This window comes from Serratia sp. SM04 (assembly GCF_040280225.1).
Classification (GTDB): domain Bacteria; phylum Pseudomonadota; class Gammaproteobacteria; order Enterobacterales; family Enterobacteriaceae; genus Serratia; species Serratia sarumanii.
Window position 1 is genome coordinate 65,138 of sequence record NZ_JBEOQT010000003.1, and the last position, 17,023, is coordinate 82,160.

At 59.5% G+C, this 17,023-nt stretch carries 16 protein-coding genes and 6 tRNA genes; 20 read left to right on the plus strand and 2 right to left on the minus strand.

Features of this window, described 5'->3' with window-relative positions; genetic code table 11:
- The first annotated feature begins 190 nt into the window (after window positions 1-190).
- From asnB to ABTW55_RS05940, 7 genes are all read left to right on the plus strand, one after another.
- Window positions 191-1,855, plus strand: coding sequence for an asparagine synthase B (gene asnB / locus ABTW55_RS05910; RefSeq protein WP_033637446.1), 1,665 nt, complete (start codon window positions 191-193; stop codon window positions 1,853-1,855).
- Between the two features lie 219 nt (window positions 1,856-2,074).
- Window positions 2,075-2,151 (plus strand) — tRNA-Met (locus ABTW55_RS05915).
- Window positions 2,152-2,169: 18 nt separating this feature from the next.
- A tRNA-Leu gene (locus tag ABTW55_RS05920) sits at window positions 2,170-2,254 on the plus strand.
- A gap of 30 nt (window positions 2,255-2,284) precedes the next feature.
- A tRNA-Gln gene (locus tag ABTW55_RS05925) sits at window positions 2,285-2,359 on the plus strand.
- Between the two features lie 44 nt (window positions 2,360-2,403).
- A tRNA-Gln gene (locus tag ABTW55_RS05930) sits at window positions 2,404-2,478 on the plus strand.
- Window positions 2,479-2,519: 41 nt separating this feature from the next.
- Window positions 2,520-2,596, plus strand: a tRNA-Met gene (locus tag ABTW55_RS05935).
- Window positions 2,597-2,600: 4 nt separating this feature from the next.
- Window positions 2,601-2,675: transfer RNA gene (locus ABTW55_RS05940), tRNA-Gln, on the plus strand.
- Window positions 2,676-2,762: 87 nt separating this feature from the next.
- Here ABTW55_RS05940 and ubiF read toward each other — a convergent pair.
- A complete protein-coding gene (ubiF, locus tag ABTW55_RS05945) occupies window positions 2,763-3,944 on the minus strand; it encodes a 3-demethoxyubiquinol 3-hydroxylase (RefSeq protein ID WP_033647192.1) in 1,182 nt (393 codons plus the stop codon).
- A 197-nt stretch (window positions 3,945-4,141) separates the two neighbouring features.
- On the opposite strand from ubiF, the gene miaB reads away from it, so the two are divergent.
- The 13 genes from miaB to ABTW55_RS06010 all read left to right on the plus strand — a co-directional run bounded on the left by miaB (window position 4,142) and on the right by ABTW55_RS06010 (window position 16,464).
- Window positions 4,142-5,566 carry a tRNA (N6-isopentenyl adenosine(37)-C2)-methylthiotransferase MiaB gene (gene miaB / locus ABTW55_RS05950; protein ID WP_049195581.1) on the plus strand — a complete coding sequence of 475 codons (1,425 nt, stop codon included), beginning with the start codon at window positions 4,142-4,144 and terminating at the stop codon, window positions 5,564-5,566.
- A 118-nt stretch (window positions 5,567-5,684) separates the two neighbouring features.
- Entirely contained in the window at window positions 5,685-6,020 is a 336-nt protein-coding gene (locus tag ABTW55_RS05955; RefSeq protein WP_049195580.1) for a zinc ribbon domain-containing protein YjdM, read from the plus strand.
- 234 nt (window positions 6,021-6,254) lie between these two features.
- Window positions 6,255-7,310, plus strand: coding sequence for a PhoH family protein (locus ABTW55_RS05960; protein WP_033637443.1), 1,056 nt, complete (start codon window positions 6,255-6,257; stop codon window positions 7,308-7,310).
- Complete coding sequence (gene ybeY, locus ABTW55_RS05965) at window positions 7,307-7,780, plus strand: rRNA maturation RNase YbeY (protein ID WP_033637441.1); 474 nt, start codon at window positions 7,307-7,309, stop codon at window positions 7,778-7,780. The genes ABTW55_RS05960 and ybeY overlap by 4 nt, the downstream gene beginning before the upstream one ends.
- Before the next feature lie 84 nt (window positions 7,781-7,864).
- Complete coding sequence (corC, locus tag ABTW55_RS05970; protein ID WP_004939973.1) at window positions 7,865-8,743, plus strand: CNNM family magnesium/cobalt transport protein CorC; 879 nt, start codon at window positions 7,865-7,867, stop codon at window positions 8,741-8,743.
- Between the two features lie 7 nt (window positions 8,744-8,750).
- The gene (gene lnt, locus ABTW55_RS05975; protein WP_033647194.1) at window positions 8,751-10,280 is read left to right on the plus strand and encodes an apolipoprotein N-acyltransferase; all 1,530 of its coding nucleotides are present in this window, start codon (window positions 8,751-8,753) and stop codon (window positions 10,278-10,280) included.
- Between the two features lie 393 nt (window positions 10,281-10,673).
- Window positions 10,674-11,570 (plus strand): amino acid ABC transporter substrate-binding protein, encoded by an 897-nt coding sequence (locus tag ABTW55_RS05980; RefSeq protein ID WP_033637439.1) that lies wholly within the window; start codon window positions 10,674-10,676, stop codon window positions 11,568-11,570.
- 213 nt (window positions 11,571-11,783) lie between these two features.
- On the plus strand, window positions 11,784-12,524 hold the full coding sequence (locus tag ABTW55_RS05985; RefSeq protein WP_033647195.1) for an amino acid ABC transporter permease: 741 nt from the start codon (window positions 11,784-11,786) through the stop codon (window positions 12,522-12,524).
- A complete protein-coding gene (gene gltK, locus ABTW55_RS05990; RefSeq protein ID WP_033637438.1) occupies window positions 12,524-13,198 on the plus strand; it encodes a glutamate/aspartate ABC transporter permease GltK in 675 nt (224 codons plus the stop codon). Before ABTW55_RS05985 ends, gltK begins: the two co-directional genes overlap by 1 nt.
- Window positions 13,198-13,923 (plus strand): amino acid ABC transporter ATP-binding protein, encoded by a 726-nt coding sequence (locus ABTW55_RS05995; protein ID WP_033637437.1) that lies wholly within the window; start codon window positions 13,198-13,200, stop codon window positions 13,921-13,923. The genes gltK and ABTW55_RS05995 overlap by 1 nt, the downstream gene beginning before the upstream one ends.
- A 194-nt stretch (window positions 13,924-14,117) precedes the next feature.
- On the plus strand, window positions 14,118-14,579 hold the full coding sequence (locus ABTW55_RS06000; protein ID WP_033647196.1) for a hypothetical protein: 462 nt from the start codon (window positions 14,118-14,120) through the stop codon (window positions 14,577-14,579).
- A gap of 99 nt (window positions 14,580-14,678) precedes the next feature.
- Window positions 14,679-15,611: a pyrimidine-specific ribonucleoside hydrolase RihA gene (rihA, locus tag ABTW55_RS06005; protein ID WP_060420303.1), complete on the plus strand. Its 933-nt coding sequence runs from the start codon at window positions 14,679-14,681 to the stop codon at window positions 15,609-15,611.
- A gap of 148 nt (window positions 15,612-15,759) precedes the next feature.
- Window positions 15,760-16,464, plus strand: coding sequence for an FMN-dependent NADH-azoreductase (locus ABTW55_RS06010; RefSeq protein WP_033647198.1), 705 nt, complete (start codon window positions 15,760-15,762; stop codon window positions 16,462-16,464).
- A gap of 40 nt (window positions 16,465-16,504) precedes the next feature.
- Here the strand turns inward: ABTW55_RS06010 and ABTW55_RS06015 are convergent, their stop codons facing one another.
- The gene (locus ABTW55_RS06015) at window positions 16,505-16,987 is read right to left on the minus strand and encodes a zinc ribbon-containing protein (protein WP_025301844.1); all 483 of its coding nucleotides are present in this window, start codon (window positions 16,985-16,987) and stop codon (window positions 16,505-16,507) included.
- Window positions 16,988-17,023: the final 36 nt, after the last annotated feature.

Consider the following 17,023-nt stretch of genomic DNA (forward strand, 5'->3'; position numbering starts at 1 on the left):
CGTCAAAAATCGCGCCCAGGCAAACAACTATTTCTCAGCGTATGGCTAAAACGCTTGCATCTCATGCAGCTTTAGGCGCATTTTCATAACCACAGCGCAGCAAAACCGCGTTATCGCTGATGAATCGGCAATGCTGCCCATAACAGTAAAAAACAACATCACAGTCATAAAAGCCCGTTAGGAGAGTTGTATGTGTTCTATTTTCGGTGTGCTCGATCTGAAGTCCGATCCCGTTGAACTGCGTAAGAAAGCGCTGGAGCTGTCGCGCCTGATGCGCCATCGCGGCCCGGATTGGTCCGGCGTTTACGCCAGCGACAAAGCCATTTTGGCCCACGAACGCCTGTCGATCGTCGACGTCAACAACGGCGCTCAACCGCTGTACAACGCTGCGCACACCCACGTTTTGGCGGTCAACGGCGAAATTTACAACCACCAGGCGCTGCGCCAACAGCTGAGCGACCGCTACGCGTTCCAGACCGGTTCCGACTGTGAAGTGATCCTGGCGCTGTATCAGGAGAAAGGCCCGGACTTCCTCGACGATCTGCAAGGCATGTTCGCCTTCGCCCTGTACGACACCGAAAAAGACGCCTACCTGATCGGCCGCGATCATCTGGGCATCATCCCGCTGTACATGGGCCACGACGAGCACGGCAACCTGTACGTCGCCTCGGAAATGAAAGCGCTGGTGCCGGTGTGCCGCACCATCAAGGAATTTCCGGCCGGCAGCTACCTGTGGAGCCAGGACGGTGAGATCCGCGAATACTATCGCCGCGACTGGTTCGATTACGACAGCGTCAAAGACAACGTGACCGACGCCACCGCCCTGCGCACCGCGCTGGAAGAGTCGGTGAAAAGCCACCTGATGTCTGACGTGCCTTACGGCGTGCTGCTGTCGGGCGGGCTGGATTCCTCGGTCATCTCGGCGATCACCAAGAAGTACGCCGCGCGCCGCGTGGAAGATCAGGAACGCAGCGAAGCCTGGTGGCCGCAGCTGCACTCCTTCGCCGTCGGCCTGGAAGGCTCGCCGGATCTGCGCGCCGCGCAGGAGGTGGCCAACCATCTGGGCACCGTGCACCATGAAATCCACTTCACCGTGCAGGAAGGCCTGGACGCCATCCGCGACGTGATTTACCACATCGAAACCTACGACGTCACCACCATCCGCGCCTCGACGCCGATGTACCTGATGTCGCGCAAAATCAAGGCGATGGGCATCAAAATGGTGCTCTCCGGTGAAGGCGCGGACGAAGTGTTCGGCGGCTACCTCTACTTCCATAAGGCGCCGGACGCCCGCGAATTCCACGAAGAGACCGTGCGCAAGCTGCTGGCGCTGCATATGTTCGACTGCGCGCGCGCCAACAAGGCGATGTCCGCCTGGGGCGTCGAAGCCCGCGTACCGTTCCTGGACAAGAAATTCCTCGACGTGGCGATGCGCATCAACCCGAAAGATAAAATGTGCGGCAACGGCAAAATGGAAAAACACATCGTCCGCGAATGTTTCGAGTCCTATTTGCCGGCCAGCGTGGCCTGGCGCCAGAAAGAGCAGTTCTCCGACGGCGTCGGCTACAGCTGGATCGACACGCTAAAAGAGGTCGCTGCGCAGCAAATCAGCGATCAACAGCTCGAAACTGCGCGTTTCCGCTTCCCGTACAACACGCCGACTTCGAAAGAAGGCTACCTGTACCGCGAAATCTTCGAGGAGCTGTTCCCGCTGCCGAGCGCCGCCGAATGCGTGCCGGGCGGCCCGTCTGTTGCCTGCTCGTCCGCCAAGGCCATCGAATGGGACGAATCGTTCAAGAAGATGGACGATCCTTCCGGCCGCGCCGTCGGCGTACACCAGGCCGCCTATAAATAATCGCGCGGCGCTTTCCCTCAGGGCGGGCCTTTTGGCCCGCCTTTTTGTTGCCTTTTCCCCCCGCCAACTGCCTGAATTGCCGATTTTATCGCCATAATGTTCACAACCCAGACAAACGGCGCTTCCGGGCACTTTTTCGGGAAAAAACTTGTTGACGCAAATCGGTCATATACGCATAATGCGCCCCGCAACGCCGATGAAGGCAAAGCAAAAAAAGAGGGCTACGTAGCTCAGCTGGTTAGAGCACATCACTCATAATGATGGGGTCACAGGTTCGAATCCCGTCGTAGCCACCATCTCTTTTTTTTGCATTTGCGGGAGTGGCGAAATTGGTAGACGCACCAGATTTAGGTTCTGGCGCCGCAAGGTGTGCGAGTTCAAGTCTCGCCTCCCGCACCATTTCTCTTCATCGTCGGCGCAGTATGTTGATGGGGTATCGCCAAGCGGTAAGGCACCGGTTTTTGATACCGGCATTCCCTGGTTCGAATCCAGGTACCCCAGCCATATTCTTTCGGGAATGGGGTTTCAACATAAGATTTGTTTGCAGGTGGGGTATCGCCAAGCGGTAAGGCACCGGTTTTTGATACCGGCATTCCCTGGTTCGAATCCAGGTACCCCAGCCATAACAAACTGCTTGCAAATCAAAGAAGTAAAAAGTACCATCGGCTACGTAGCTCAGCTGGTTAGAGCACATCACTCATAATGATGGGGTCACAGGTTCAAATCCCGTCGTAGCCACCATAATTGGGGTGTCGCCAAGCGGTAAGGCTCTGGTTTCTGATACCAGCATACCCAGGTTCGAATCCTGGCACCCCAGCCATATTTAGAAAAGCCCGCTTCGGCGGGCTTTTTGCTTTCCGGCGCTCGGCCAATCCTAACGAGCCCAGCCGCAGCCGAGCCCTGTCGGTTACAATCCCAACGCGTACTTCAACGCATGCTCTTTCAGCTTGCCCGCCCGCTGCGCGGCCATCAGCGCCAGATTGCGCGCCACGTTCAGCGGCGCCAGGTTATTGCTGAAAGCGGTATAGAACAGATCCATGCCGCTCTGCATCAGCAGATTGTCGGTACGGCGGCGGCGCTGATAGCGCAGCAGTACCGCCTCGCTGCTCCAGTCCTCTCCCTGCTCCCGCGCATCGCTTAATACGTTCAGCAAGGCATCCACGTCGCGATACCCCAGATTGACGCCCTGCCCGGCCAGCGGATTGATGGTATGCGCCGCATCACCCAATAGCGCCAGCCCCGGCAACACGTAGCGCTGCGCATGACGCCGCGTCAGCGGGAACGAACCGGCGGCGTGCACCTTGACCGGGCCCAGTCGCGCCGGGAAAGCGGCGGCGATCTCGCGCTCCAGTTGCGCCGGCGGCATCGCCTGCAGCTGGCGAATGCGCTGCGGGCTGTCATACCACACCAGCGACGCCCAACTGTCGTACAGCGGCAGGAAGGCACGCGGCCCGGATGGGAAGAAGCGCTGCCAGGTCACATCCTGCTGCGGCGCGCCGGTATCGACGGTGATCAACATGCACGCCTGACGATACTGCCAGCCGTTGGTGCCGATCGCCGCCAGCTTGCGCACCTGCGAGTTGGCGCCGTCGGCGCCGACAACCAAACGCGTCTGCAGCGTCTCACCGCCGTCCAGCGTAAGTTGCCAGGCATTGTCCGCCCGCTGCAGCGATTGCAGCCTGGCGGGGCACAGCAGCGTCAAATTGGCGCACTGCGCGAACTGCTGCCACAGCGCCAGCTGCAGAATGCGGTTTTCCACCATAAAGCCCAGCTCCGGCAGCCCCAGGGACACCGCGTCGAACGCCACGCGCGACGACGCCCACTCCCAGGTCTCCAGCCGGCGATACGGCGCCGTGCGCATCGCCGTCACGGCCTGCCAGGCGCCGAGCTGTTTCAGCAGCCCCACCGAGGTGCAGCCGATAGCGGAAATGCGCAGATCCGGCGGGCTTTGCGCCTCGAACGCCTGCGGCGCCTGATGTTCCAGCAACGCCACCGACCAGCCCGCCTGCGCCAGCCCCAGGGCCGCCGCCGCGCCGACCATGCCGCCGCCGACCACCACCGCGTCATACCGATTTTGAGATGTCTTCATATTGGCTATGTTTTCTGTGTGAATGCTCGCCATCCCACCCGGTATGGCGTTTTGCGCAGTGTACCGGATTTTCGCTCCGGCTTCAGGTTGCGTGCCATTTTCCCCCGCGCTGGTCACAACGGCGGCAAATGATTACAATACGCGCCCTGCATGTCGCGTAACGCAACTTTCGCTCCGCACTGAGTAATGGCAAGTCAATGACGAAAAAACTACATATCAAAACCTGGGGCTGCCAGATGAATGAGTACGATTCATCGAAAATGGCCGACCTGTTGAACAGCACGCACGGCTTCGAGTGGACCGAAAACGCCGAAGAGGCGGACGTGCTGCTGCTGAACACCTGCTCGATCCGTGAAAAGGCGCAGGAGAAAGTTTTCGCCATGCTGGGGCGCTGGCGCTTGCTGAAAGAAAAGAACCCGTCGGTGATCATCGGCGTCGGCGGTTGCGTGGCCTCGCAAGAAGGTGAACTGATCCGCAGCCGCGCGCCCTGCGTTGACGTGGTATTCGGCCCGCAGACCCTGCACCGCCTGCCGGAAATGATCAATCACGTTCAGGGCACCCGCAGCCCGGTGGTCGACATCAGCTTCCCGGAGATCGAAAAGTTCGACCGTCTGCCGGAACCGCGCGCCGAAGGCCCGACCGCATTCGTGTCGATCATGGAAGGCTGCAACAAATACTGCACCTTCTGCGTGGTGCCTTACACCCGCGGCGAGGAAGTGAGCCGCCCGAGCGACGACGTGCTGTTCGAAATCGCCCAACTGGCGGCGCAGGGCGTACGTGAGGTCAACCTGCTCGGCCAAAACGTCAACGCTTACCGCGGCGCCACGCATGACGGCGATATCTGCTCGTTCGCCGAACTGCTGCGCCTGGTGGCGGCCATCGACGGCATCGATCGCATTCGCTTCACCACCAGCCACCCGATCGAGTTCACCGATGACATCATCGCGGTGTATGAAGACACGCCGGAGCTGGTCAGCTTCCTGCATCTGCCGGTGCAGAGCGGTTCGGATCGCATCCTGACCATGATGAAACGCGCGCACACCGCGCTGGAGTACAAGGCGATTATCCGCAAGCTGCGCAAGGCGCGGCCGGCCATCCAGCTCAGCTCCGATTTCATCGTCGGTTTCCCGGGCGAAAGCCAGGCCGACTTCGAACAGACCATGAACCTGATCGCCGACGTCAATTTCGACGTCAGCTTCAGCTTCATCTATTCGTCGCGCCCGGGCACCCCGGCGGCGGACATGGTCGACGACGTCAGCGAAGAAGAGAAAAAACAGCGGCTGTATATTCTGCAGGACCGCATCAACCAGCAGGCGCTGCAGTTCAGCCGCCGCATGCTCGGCACCGTCCAGCGCATTCTGGTGGAGGGCACCTCGCGCAAAAGCGTGATGGAGCTGGCCGGGCGCACGGAGTGCAACCGTGTGGTAAACTTCGAGGGCACGCCCGACATGATCGGCCAGTTCGTCGACGTGGAAATTACCGAGGTGCTGACCAACACCCTGCGTGGCGCAGTGGTGCGCACCGAACAGCAGATGGATCTGCGCGTACATGAATCCCCGCAGTCGGTGATCGCCCGTACCCGCAAAGAAAACGCGCTGGGCGTCGGCATTTACCAGCCCTGACGCCGCGGCGGCCGCCTTATCGCCGCCCATTCGCGCTACTCCTTACCGTTTCTCCGCCGGGCGTCCGCGCCCGGTGATTTGCTTTTTTATTTTTTTATTGTTGAAGAGGCGACATAACATGCAACTCCCACACTGCCCGAAGTGCAACTCCGAATACACCTACCAGGACAATGCCCTGTTCATCTGCCCTGAGTGCGCCCACGAGTGGAGCGACAGCGCCCCGGCGGAAGATCAGGACACGCTGATCGTCAAAGACGCCAACGGCAACCTGCTGGCGGACGGCGACGCGGTCACCGTCATCAAAGACCTGAAGGTCAAAGGCAGCTCCTCGATGCTCAAGATCGGCACCAAGGTGAAAAACATTCGCCTGGTCGAAGGCGATCACAACATCGACTGCAAAATCGATGGCTTCGGCCCGATGAAGCTGAAATCCGAGTTCGTGAAAAAGAACTGATTCCCAGCGGCCTTGTTCTGTGATGACGCGGCGGGCTTTGCGCCCCGCCGCGTTTTTTCCTTTTCTTCCCTTGAATTTCGCCGACGGCGCACAGATAGATCAGCGGTAAACTTGCGCCGTTGCGGCGCACCATGAATAATTCAAGAAAGAGAGTATTCAGGCTCGCCCTGAACGCGCGCGTCCCGGACGCGCTATGTGACATCAACCAGGCCCGATGTGACCTAGAGGAATAGTTTGAACGTCGCAACACAAGAAATTTTGTTAGAGCCCGCAGACAACAAGCGTTTGCTCAGCCTGTGCGGCCCGTTTGATGACAACATCAAACAACTCGAGCGCCGATTGGGCATCGAAATCAATCGCCGCGACAACCGTTTCAAGCTGGTCGGCAAAAACCTGTGCGTGGCCGCCGCCGCCGATATCCTGCGCCATCTGTACGTGGATACCGCGCCGATTCGCGGCGTGATCCCGGATATCGATCCGGAGCAAATCCATCTGGCCATCAAAGAGAGCCGGGTGCTGGAACAGGTAGCCGACAGCGTGCCGGATTACGGCAAGGCGGTCACCATCAAAACCAAGCGCGGCATGGTGAAACCGCGCACGCCCAACCAGGCGCAGTACATCGCCAACATTCTCGATCACGACATCACCTTCGGCATCGGCCCGGCGGGCACCGGCAAGACCTACCTGGCGGTCGCCGCCGCGGTAGATGCGCTGGAGCGCCAGGAAATTCGCCGCATTCTGCTGACCCGCCCCGCGGTCGAAGCCGGCGAAAAGCTGGGCTTCCTGCCGGGCGATCTGAGCCAGAAGGTCGATCCCTATCTGCGCCCGCTGTACGACGCCCTGTTCGAAATGCTGGGCTTCGAGCGCGTGGAGAAGCTCATCGAGCGCAACGTGATCGAAGTCGCGCCGCTGGCCTATATGCGCGGCCGCACGCTGAACGACGCCTTTATCATTCTGGATGAGAGCCAGAACACCACCATCGAACAGATGAAGATGTTCCTGACGCGCATCGGCTTCAACTCGAAGGCGGTCATCACCGGCGACGTCACCCAGATCGACCTGCCGCGCAACCAGAAATCCGGCCTGCGCCACGCGGTGGAAGTGCTGTCGGACGTGGAAGAACTGAGCTTCAACTTCTTCCACAGCGAAGACGTGGTGCGCCACCCGGTGGTGGCCCGCGTGGTCATCGCCTATGAGGCCTGGGAAGCGGCCGAACAGAAACGCAAAGACGCGATTGCCGAACAACGTAAGCGCGAGGCGCTCGCCGCCTCCGAGCAGGAGACACCATGAGCCAGGTGATTTTGGATCTGCAGATTGCCTGTGAAAGCGGCGACGGCCTGCCGGATGAGGCCACCTTCCAGCGCTGGCTGGAAGGCGTGCTGCCGCAATTTCAGGAAGAGGCCGAGGTGACCGTGCGTCTGGTTGACGAAGCGGAAAGCCACGAGCTGAACCTGACCTACCGCGGCAAAGACAAGCCGACCAACGTGCTCTCTTTCCCGTTCGAGGCCCCGCCGGGCATCGAGCTGCCGCTGCTCGGCGATCTGATCATCTGCCGCCAGGTGGTTGAACAGGAAGCGATTGAGCAAGGCAAGGCGCTGGAGGCCCACTGGGCGCATATGGTTGTCCACGGCAGTCTTCATCTGCTAGGGTATGACCACATCGAAGACGATGAAGCCGAAGAAATGGAGTCTTTGGAAACCGAAATCATGCACGGACTGGGCTATCCTGATCCGTACCTGGCGGAAAAAGACCCCGTCTGACGTCAGCCGTTTACCCTACAGCCCCCTGCGGGGCTGTCGCTGACGCCCCTTAACTCTGACATGAGTGACAGTAACGAAAACGCCATGAGCGACGACCATTCACAAAGCAATGACAGCCCCAGTCCCAAGAAGGGGTTCTTTACTCTTATCCTTAACCAGCTGTTCCACGGCGAGCCCAAAAACCGTGGCGATCTGGTCGAGCTGATCCGTGATTCCGAACAAAACGACCTGATCGATCCCGATACCCGCGACATGCTGGAAGGCGTGATGGATATCGCCGAGCAGCGCGTGCGCGACATCATGATCCCCCGCTCCCAGATGGTGACGCTCAAGCGCAACCAGACGCTGGAAGAGTGCCTGGACGTGATTATCGACTCCGCCCACTCGCGCTTCCCGGTGATCAGCGAAGACAAAGATCACATCGAAGGCATTCTGATGGCCAAGGATCTGCTGCCGTTCATGCGCGCAGACTCCGAGCCGTTCAGCATCGACAAGGTGCTGCGCACCGCGGTGGTGGTGCCGGAAAGCAAGCGCGTCGACCGGATGCTGAAAGAGTTCCGCTCCCAGCGCTATCACATGGCGATTGTCATTGACGAATTCGGCGGCGTGTCCGGCCTGGTCACCATCGAAGACATTCTGGAACTGATCGTCGGCGAGATCGAAGACGAATACGACGACGAAGACGATCTGGATATCCGCCAGCTCAGCCGCCACATGTACACCGTGCGCGCGCTGGCCCCGATCGAAGACTTCAACGAAGCCTTCGGCACCCATTTCAGCGACGACGAGGTCGATACCATCGGCGGTCTGGTGATGCAGGCCTTCGGCCACCTGCCGGCGCGCGGGGAAACCATTGAAATCGAAGGTTACCTATTTAAAGTTGCCATGGCCGACAGTCGACGTATTATCCAGGTTCATGTAAAAATTCCGGACGATTCTCCACCACCGAAACTGGAAGATTAAATCCAACATGGCTAAAGCCTCATTACTTGAACGCCAGCGGGTTCGCGCCCTGCTGGCGCTGTTGTCAGGTGCCGGCGGGACGCTGGCGTTCTCACCCTACGACTTCTGGCCCGCGGCCATCGTCTCCCTGTTCGGCCTGCTGGCCGTCACCCTCAATCGCACCGCCAAACAGTCCGCCCTGCTCGGCTTTGTCTGGGGCTTCGGGCTGTTCGGCAGCGGCATCAACTGGGTGTATGTCAGCATCGCCGATTTCGGCGGCATGCCTTTCGCCGTCAACGTCTTCCTGGTGGTGCTGCTCGCCGCTTACCTGTCGCTGTATACCGGGCTGTTCGCCGGGCTGTTGACGCGCCTGTGCCCGGCCACCCGCTGGTGGCGGCTGGCCATCGCCGCGCCGGCGCTGTGGCAGGTGACCGAATTCCTGCGCGGCTGGGTGCTGACCGGCTTCCCCTGGCTGCAGTTCGGCTACAGCCAGATCAACGGCCCGCTGAAGGGCATCGCGCCGCTGCTGGGCGTCGACGCCATCACCTTTGTGCTGATGGCCATCGCCGGTCTGCTGGTGTACGCCGTCAATCAGCGCCGCCTGTCGGCTGCGGTCATCGCCGCCGCGCTGCTGCTGTTGCCGTGGCCGCTGCGCCAGCTGCAGTGGTTTACCCCGCAGCCGGAGAAAGCGGTGAACGTCGCCATGGTGCAAGGCAACATCGCCCAGTCGATGAAATGGGATCCGAAAGCGCTGGTCAGCACGCTGCAAACCTATCTGGACGAAACCCGTCCGTACGTGGGCAAGGCGCCGATCGTCATCTGGCCGGAGTCCGCCATCCCGGATTATGAAGCCAACCAGAACGGCTTCCTGACCATGATGGACGACCTGATGCGGGCGAAGAACAGCAGCCTGATAACCGGCATCGTCGACGTGCGCGCCACGCCACAGGGCCAGCAGATCTACAACAGCGCCATCGTACTCGGCGAGCCGACGCCGTACAGCTACCCGGACAAGAATCGCTACAACAAGCACCACCTGGTGCCGTTCGGCGAATTCGTGCCGCTGGAGACGCTGCTGCGGCCGCTGGCGCCGTTCTTCGATCTGCCGATGTCTTCCTTCAGCCGCGGCGACTATGTGCAGCCGCAGCTCAGCGTGCGCGGGTACAACCTGACGGCGGCCATCTGCTACGAAATCGTGCTGGGCCAGCAGGTGCGCGATAACTTCCGCCCGGACACCAACTTCCTGCTGACCATCTCCAACGATGCCTGGTTCGGCCACTCCATCGGCCCGTGGCAACACTTCCAGATGGCGCGCATGCGGGCGCTGGAGCTCGGCCGGCCGCTGCTGCGCAGCACCAATAACGGCGTCACCGCCGCGGTGGACGCGAACGGCGAGGTGATCGCCGAAATCCCGCAGTTCACCCGTCAGGTGCTCGAAGTGAAGGTCACGCCGACCACCGGCGTCACGCCTTATGCGCGCTTCGGCGCCACGCCGCTGTGGGTGATTACCCTGCTGCTGGGCGGCTGGGCGCTGATGTTGGGCCTGCGCCGCAAATAATCCTCTCCGTCGGGGCGCGCCCGCCGCGCCCCACTTTCCCGTCAATATCCCCACCTCAGTCAGAAAATGCCGTTAAATCAACGCGGCTGGCACACTCCTTGCTTTTATCTATGGCGACCTCGCGCGCCGGTTTACTTTTGCTGACGTTTTGTCGCACCTGCGCACATTTTGAGTGCATCAAGCGCACCGCACGAGTGCGTCAGCGTTTTGTTGCATTGATTTGGTGCGCGCGGCGTCTCAAAAAATGAAACATTTTAGTTTCAAGATATTCACAATCGGTTATTTTTTAACGGCTATCCGTTCTAAGACTATCTTTATAACTTGAGCAATAAATAGTCGGTTTAACCTGACGCTCTTTAGTCAGAGCCACCACAACAGCAAAGGAGTTGGACCATGCAAATGCGTAAATTGGCGTTATCGTTACTGCTGCTCGGTATGGCAGGTAGCGTGGCGCATGCGGAAGACCTGACCGGTACGCTGAAGAAAATCAAAGACAATGGCGTGATCGTTGTCGGCCACCGCGAATCGTCAGTGCCGTTCTCCTACTACGACAACCAACAAAAAGTTGTGGGCTACTCTCAGGACTACTCCAACCAAATAGTTGAAGCCGTTAAGAAAAAGCTGAATGCACCGAATCTGCAGGTGAAAATGCTGCCGATTACCTCGCAGAACCGCATCCCGCTGCTGCAAAACGGCACCTATGATTTCGAGTGCGGCTCCACCACCAATAACCTCGAGCGCCAGAAACAGGCCGCCTTCTCCGACACCATTTTCGTGGTCGGCACCCGCTTGCTGGTGAAAAAAGGCTCCGACATCAAAGACTTTAAAGACCTGGCAGGCAAACCGGTGGTGGTCACCTCCGGCACCACCTCCGAAGTGCTGCTGAACAAGCTGAACGACAGCGGCAAGATGAACATGCGCATCATCAGCGCCAAAGATCACGGCGATTCCTTCCGCACTCTGGAAAGCGGCCGCGCCGTAGCCTTCATGATGGATGACGCCCTGCTGGCAGGCGAGCGCGCCAAGGCCAAGAAACCGGATCAGTGGGAAATCATCGGCACGCCGCAGTCGAAAGAGGCCTACGGCTGCATGCTGCGTAAAGACGACCCTGAGTTCAAAAAACTGGTCGATGACACCATCGCCCAGGCGCAAACTTCCGGTGAGGCGGCCAAGTGGTTTGACAAATGGTTCAAACAGCCTATCCCACCAAAACAGCTCAACATGAACTTCGAACTGTCGGACGACATGAAGCAACTGTTCAAAGAGCCTAACGACAAAGCGTTGAACTAAATAGAACAAAAGCCGGGGCGGCCGCCAGGCCAAACCGGCCCAGTTGATGACTGGGACAGACAGGAATGAGGGGGGCCGTTCCCCTCCCTCATTTTCCCCAAGGCGCGCCACCGACATCCGTACACAACAAGCCAGCCAGACTGGCCGCGCGGCGATCGGCGCTCATCAAGTCATCAATCTTCGGCGCCCTGCGCCCGTTTATCGGAGTTTGTTATGTCAATAGATTGGAACTGGGGTATCTTCCTGCAGCAGGCCCCGTTTGGGAACACCACTTACCTCGGCTGGATCTGGTCCGGCTTTCAGGTCACGGTGGCCCTCTCCGTCTGTGCATGGATTATCGCTTTCTTCGTCGGTTCGCTGTTCGGTATCTTGCGTACCGTGCCCAACCGCTTTCTTTCCACTCTCGGCACCTGTTACGTCGAGCTGTTCCGCAACGTGCCGCTGATCGTGCAATTCTTTACCTGGTATCTGGTGATCCCCGAGCTGCTGCCGGTCAATATCGGCACCTGGTTCAAGACCGAGCTGGATCCCAACGTGCAGTTCTTCGTCTCTTCCATGCTTTGTCTGGGGCTGTTTACCGCCGCCCGCGTTTGCGAGCAGGTGCGCGCCGCCATTCAATCCCTGCCGCGCGGCCAGAAAGCCGCCGGGCTGGCGATGGGCCTGACGCTGCCGCAAACCTACCGCTACGTGCTGTTGCCGAACGCCTACCGGGTGATCGTGCCGCCGATGACCTCGGAGATGCTCAACCTGGTCAAAAACTCCGCCATCGCCTCCACCATCGGGCTGGTGGACATGGCCGCGCAGGCCGGCAAGCTGTTGGATTACTCCGCACACGCCTATGAATCCTTTACCGCCATCACGCTGGCTTATATCGGCATCAACGCCGTTATCATGCTGTTTATGCGTCTGGTCGAAAAGAAAGTGCAGTTGCCTGGCAACCTGGGGAGTAAATAATGTACGAATTTGACTGGGCGTCGATCGTCCCAAGCTTCCCTTATCTGCTGCAGGGCATGGTGATCACGCTGAAGATCACCGTGACCGCCGTCGTGGTCGGCATCCTGTGGGGCACCGTGCTGGCGGTGATGCGCCTGTCGCCGTTCAAACCGATCAGCTGGTTCGCCACCCTGTACGTCAACCTGTTCCGTTCGGTGCCGCTGGTGATGGTGCTGCTGTGGTTCTATCTGGTGGTTCCAAGCTTATTACAACAGGTTCTAGGGCTGTCGCCGAAAACCGATATTCGCCTGATCTCGGCTATGGTAGCCTTTTCCCTGTTTGAAGCAGCTTATTATTCGGAAATCATCCGCGCCGGCATTATCAGCATCTCGCGCGGCCAATCTTCCGCCGCGCTGGCGCTGGGCATGACCCACTGGCAATCCATGCGGCTGGTGATCCTGCCGCAGGCGTTCCGCGCCATGGTGCCGCTGCTGCTGACCCAGGGCATCGTGCTGTTCCAGGATACCTCGCTGGTTTACGTACTGAGCCTGGCCGACTTCTTCCGCACCGCGTCGACCATCGGCGAACGCGACGGCACCCAGGTTGAAATGATCCTGTTCGCCGGCTTTGTCTATTTTGTTATCAGCCTCGCCGCCTCGGCGCTGGTAAGCTATTTGAAGAAAAGGACTGTTTGATGATATCCCTGAAAAATGTTTCCAAGTGGTACGGTCACTTTCAAGTGTTGACCGATTGCACCACCGAAGTGAAAAAAGGCGAAGTGGTCGTCGTCTGCGGTCCTTCAGGTTCCGGCAAGTCCACCCTGATCAAAACCGTCAACGGCCTGGAGCCGATCCAGCAGGGAAGCATCCTGGTGAACGGCACGCCGGTTAACGACAAGAAAACCAACCTGGCGCAGCTGCGCGCCAAGGTCGGCATGGTGTTCCAACACTTTGAACTGTTCCCGCACCTGTCCATCATCGACAACCTGACGCTGGCGCAGGTAAAAGTGCTCAAGCGCGATAAGACCGCCTCGCGCGAGAAGGGCCTGAAGCTGCTGGAGCGCGTCGGCCTCACCGCCCATGCCAACAAATTCCCCGGTCAATTGTCCGGCGGCCAGCAGCAGCGCGTCGCCATCGCCCGCGCGCTGTGCATGGATCCGATCGCCATGCTGTTCGATGAGCCGACCTCGGCGCTCGATCCGGAAATGATCAACGAAGTGCTGGACGTGATGGTCGAACTGGCGAACGAAGGCATGACCATGATGGTGGTGACCCACGAAATGGGCTTCGCCCGCAAGGTGGCGAATCGCGTGATCTTTATGGACGAAGGCAAAATCGTCGAAGACCGCAACAAAGACGATTTCTTCAACAACCCTGAATCCGATCGCGCCAAGGACTTCCTGGCCAAGATCCTGCACTGATCGCGCAGTCCCCTAAACCCAAGCGCCCCAAGGGGCGCTAGTTTTTCGGCGCCCATGCGCCTGAATGCCCCTCATTGCCGCCTCAACAAAGTTAGGATTTATCTTAAACCCCCCGTCGCGATGACCGTAAACAACGCGCGATCCTGCAGGCTGTCCTACCTTTGATGATTAACTCACCCACCAGAGAGGCTGGCATGATTCAACTGGTACAAGCGGAGTACAACATCAAATCCGGTTATCCGATTGTTCGACGCACGTTGGAAGACAAGAAGAAACTGATTGAAAAACCGGGTTACGGGCCTGAGTCCTGTTGCGCCACCATCGAATACCAGCTGCGCGGCAGCACTCGCTATGCCTTTGGCAATAGCCAGATGAAAATGGAGATGCCGCCGGATATCTACACCCATAACTGGGTCAAGCTTCATGCCGAAATGGCCGCGCTGGTTGCGGCGATAAGACGTATCGAACGCTTTGACGCCGATAAGGAGCAGGTGCCGATCACCAACGTGTATATCGAGCTGCGCCCCTGCGAGGCCAACTGCATGCAGGCACTGCAAAATATCTTGCCCGACGGCACTACCGTCTATTACTCCTTCTTGCACCCAACCGAGGTGGAAGAATGGAAACGCAGCGCTCATGAACTCTGCGGTGTCTGAACGCCTTATCCTGTCGCGCTAACGCCCGGCACTAAAAGCGCTTGTTTCTCCCCGGTTTTGATCCGATGCTCGCTGGATAACAAACAGAGGAGAAAGAACATGCCCCGCCCTATTATCATCGATTGCGATCCCGGCCTCGACGACGCCATCGCGCTGGCCATGGCGCTGCGTTCGCCGGAGCTGGACGTCAAAGCCATCACCACCTCCGCCGGCAACCAGACGCCGGAGAAAACCCTGCGTAACGCGCTGGGCCTGTTGACCCTGATGGGGCGCGAGGACATACCGGTCGCCGCCGGCGCCGGCGGCCCGCTGATGCGCGAGCTGGTGATCGCCGACTATGTCCACGGCAAAACCGGCATGGGCAACACCCACCTGCCGACGCCGACCCTCAAACCCGATCCCCGCGGCGCCGTCGAGCTGATCGCCGGCCTGCTGCGCGCCAGCCCGCAGCCGATAACCCTGGTGGTGACCGGCCCGATGACCAACATCGCCCTGCTGCTGGCCCAGCATGCCGAGCTGAAAAGCCGCATCGAGCGCATCGTATTCATGGGCGGCGGCATGAACGCCGGCAATACCACGCCGGTCGTGGAGTTCAACATCTTCGTCGATCCCGAAGCCGCCGAAATGGTGCTGAAATCCGGCGTGCCGCTGACCATGGCCGGGCTGAACGTCACCCATCAGGCGCTGGTGTTGCCGCAGGATATCGAGCGCATTCGTCAGATAGCCAATCCGGTCGCGCAGGCGGTCGCGGAGATGCTCGATTTTTACCTGCCGCTGTATCTCAGCCACCCGCGCGGCCTGCCCGGCGCGGCGATGCACGATCCCTGCACCATCGCCTGGCTGCTGGCGCCGCAGCTGTTTACCGGCGTAGAGCGCTGGGTGGGGGTGGAAACCAAGGGGGAATACACCGCCGGCATGACGGTGGTGGACTATTTCCAGCAAACCGGCAACGCGGCCAACGTGGAAGTGCTGACCGGCATCAACCGCGAAGGCTTTATCGATCTGCTGGCCGAGCGCGTAGCGCGTTATTGATCCCATCGGGGCGCATTCACGCCCCTAGTTCAATTTTTTTGATTTAACTCAGCGAATTTTTGCGCTATCACTGTTCCTGTCTTGCCTCTACCATGCGTTTACACCGACTGACATCGTCACCGATTAGACTTCGCCTGGAGATAAGCCAATGAGCCGCGTACTGGTCCTGAAATCAAGTATTCTGGGTGAATATTCCCAGTCTGGAAAATTAGTCGATTTTTTTGTTGAACAATGGCGTGAAACTCACCCTGAAGACAGGTTCACCGTGCGCGATTTGGCCAACCCGACGCTGCCGGAGCTGGATGGTGAAGTGATGGCCGGTTTTACCGCCGGCGATAAACCGCTGACGCCGCACCAGCAAAGCACCCTGGCGCTGTCCGATGAGCTGATTGCCGAGCTGAAGTCGCACGACACGCTGATCATCAGCGCCCCGATGTACAACTTCAACATCCCGACGCAGCTGAAGATCTACTTCGATCTGATTGCCCGCGCCGGTCAGACGTTCCGCTATACCTCCGCCGGCGCCGAAGGGCTGGTGACAGGCAAGAAAGCGATCGTCATCTCCAGCCGCGGCGGCATCCACGCCGACACGCCGACGGATCTGATCACGCCGTACGTGAAGCTATTCCTGGGCTTTATCGGCATCACCGACGTTGAATTCGTGCTGGCGGAAGGCTTCGCCTACGGCCCGGAAGCGGCGGAGAAAGCCGCCCAGGACAGCCGCATCGCGGTCGCGCAGAAAATCCCGGCCGGCGTCGCCGTACCGGCCAGCGCACCGGCGCAGGCGCAAGCCGCCCCGGCTACCGTCAGCGGCGGTTTCCTCAGCAACCTGCTGAAGAAACTGTTCCGCTAAACGCCGGCCTTAGCGTTCCCCGCCCTGCTGGGGAACGCCATCAAGGTTCAAACGGCCGCCGCTGGAACTGGTCGTGGCCGCATTTCGGGCACAGCGGCAGCACCTCCGGCGTGTAGAACGCCAGGTGGTAGTGACACTGCTCGCACACCAGATTGCCCAGCCCCACCACTTCACCGCTGTGGTAAACGCCGTGGTGGCTGACATCCTTGAACACCTCGCGCCACTCCAGCTGGGTTTTGTCGGTGATATCCGCCAGTTCCTGCCACAGGCTCTCTTTGATCACCCGCATAAACACGCTGTCGGTAAACTCGTCCCGGCTCTCCTGATAGCTGCGGGCGAACTCTTCCAGATCGCGCCGCACCGCCTGCGTCACCTGCCGCACCTCATCGCGGGTCAGATCCTCGGCCTCGTTCAACCGCCGCTCCGCGCTGGCCACCAGTTCGTCGATATCGCGTTCACCGTTTTTCAGGCGTTCGGTCAGCGATGCCACCAATTCGCGGTAATACTGAGCAACCTTGTTCATAGACTCTCCTCGATAAACGCTGCGCCGGACTTGGCT

Coding starts and splice junctions, on each gene's coding strand:
- corC (WP_004939973.1), top strand. CDS start 7,865: ATGAGCGACGACCATTCACAAAGCAATGACAGCCCCAGTCCCAAGAAG.
- ABTW55_RS06000 (WP_033647196.1), top strand. CDS start 14,118: ATGATTCAACTGGTACAAGCGGAGTACAACATCAAATCCGGTTATCCG.
- lnt (WP_033647194.1), top strand. CDS start 8,751: ATGGCTAAAGCCTCATTACTTGAACGCCAGCGGGTTCGCGCCCTGCTG.
- miaB (WP_049195581.1), top strand. CDS start 4,142: ATGACGAAAAAACTACATATCAAAACCTGGGGCTGCCAGATGAATGAG.
- ABTW55_RS05985 (WP_033647195.1), top strand. CDS start 11,784: ATGTCAATAGATTGGAACTGGGGTATCTTCCTGCAGCAGGCCCCGTTT.
- ABTW55_RS06015 (WP_025301844.1), bottom strand. CDS start 16,987: ATGAACAAGGTTGCTCAGTATTACCGCGAATTGGTGGCATCGCTGACC.
- ybeY (WP_033637441.1), top strand. CDS start 7,307: ATGAGCCAGGTGATTTTGGATCTGCAGATTGCCTGTGAAAGCGGCGAC.
- ABTW55_RS06010 (WP_033647198.1), top strand. CDS start 15,760: ATGAGCCGCGTACTGGTCCTGAAATCAAGTATTCTGGGTGAATATTCC.
- ABTW55_RS05955 (WP_049195580.1), top strand. CDS start 5,685: ATGCAACTCCCACACTGCCCGAAGTGCAACTCCGAATACACCTACCAG.
- gltK (WP_033637438.1), top strand. CDS start 12,524: ATGTACGAATTTGACTGGGCGTCGATCGTCCCAAGCTTCCCTTATCTG.
- asnB (WP_033637446.1), top strand. CDS start 191: ATGTGTTCTATTTTCGGTGTGCTCGATCTGAAGTCCGATCCCGTTGAA.
- ABTW55_RS05995 (WP_033637437.1), top strand. CDS start 13,198: ATGATATCCCTGAAAAATGTTTCCAAGTGGTACGGTCACTTTCAAGTG.
- rihA (WP_060420303.1), top strand. CDS start 14,679: ATGCCCCGCCCTATTATCATCGATTGCGATCCCGGCCTCGACGACGCC.
- ubiF (WP_033647192.1), bottom strand. CDS start 3,944: ATGAAGACATCTCAAAATCGGTATGACGCGGTGGTGGTCGGCGGCGGC.
- ABTW55_RS05980 (WP_033637439.1), top strand. CDS start 10,674: ATGCAAATGCGTAAATTGGCGTTATCGTTACTGCTGCTCGGTATGGCA.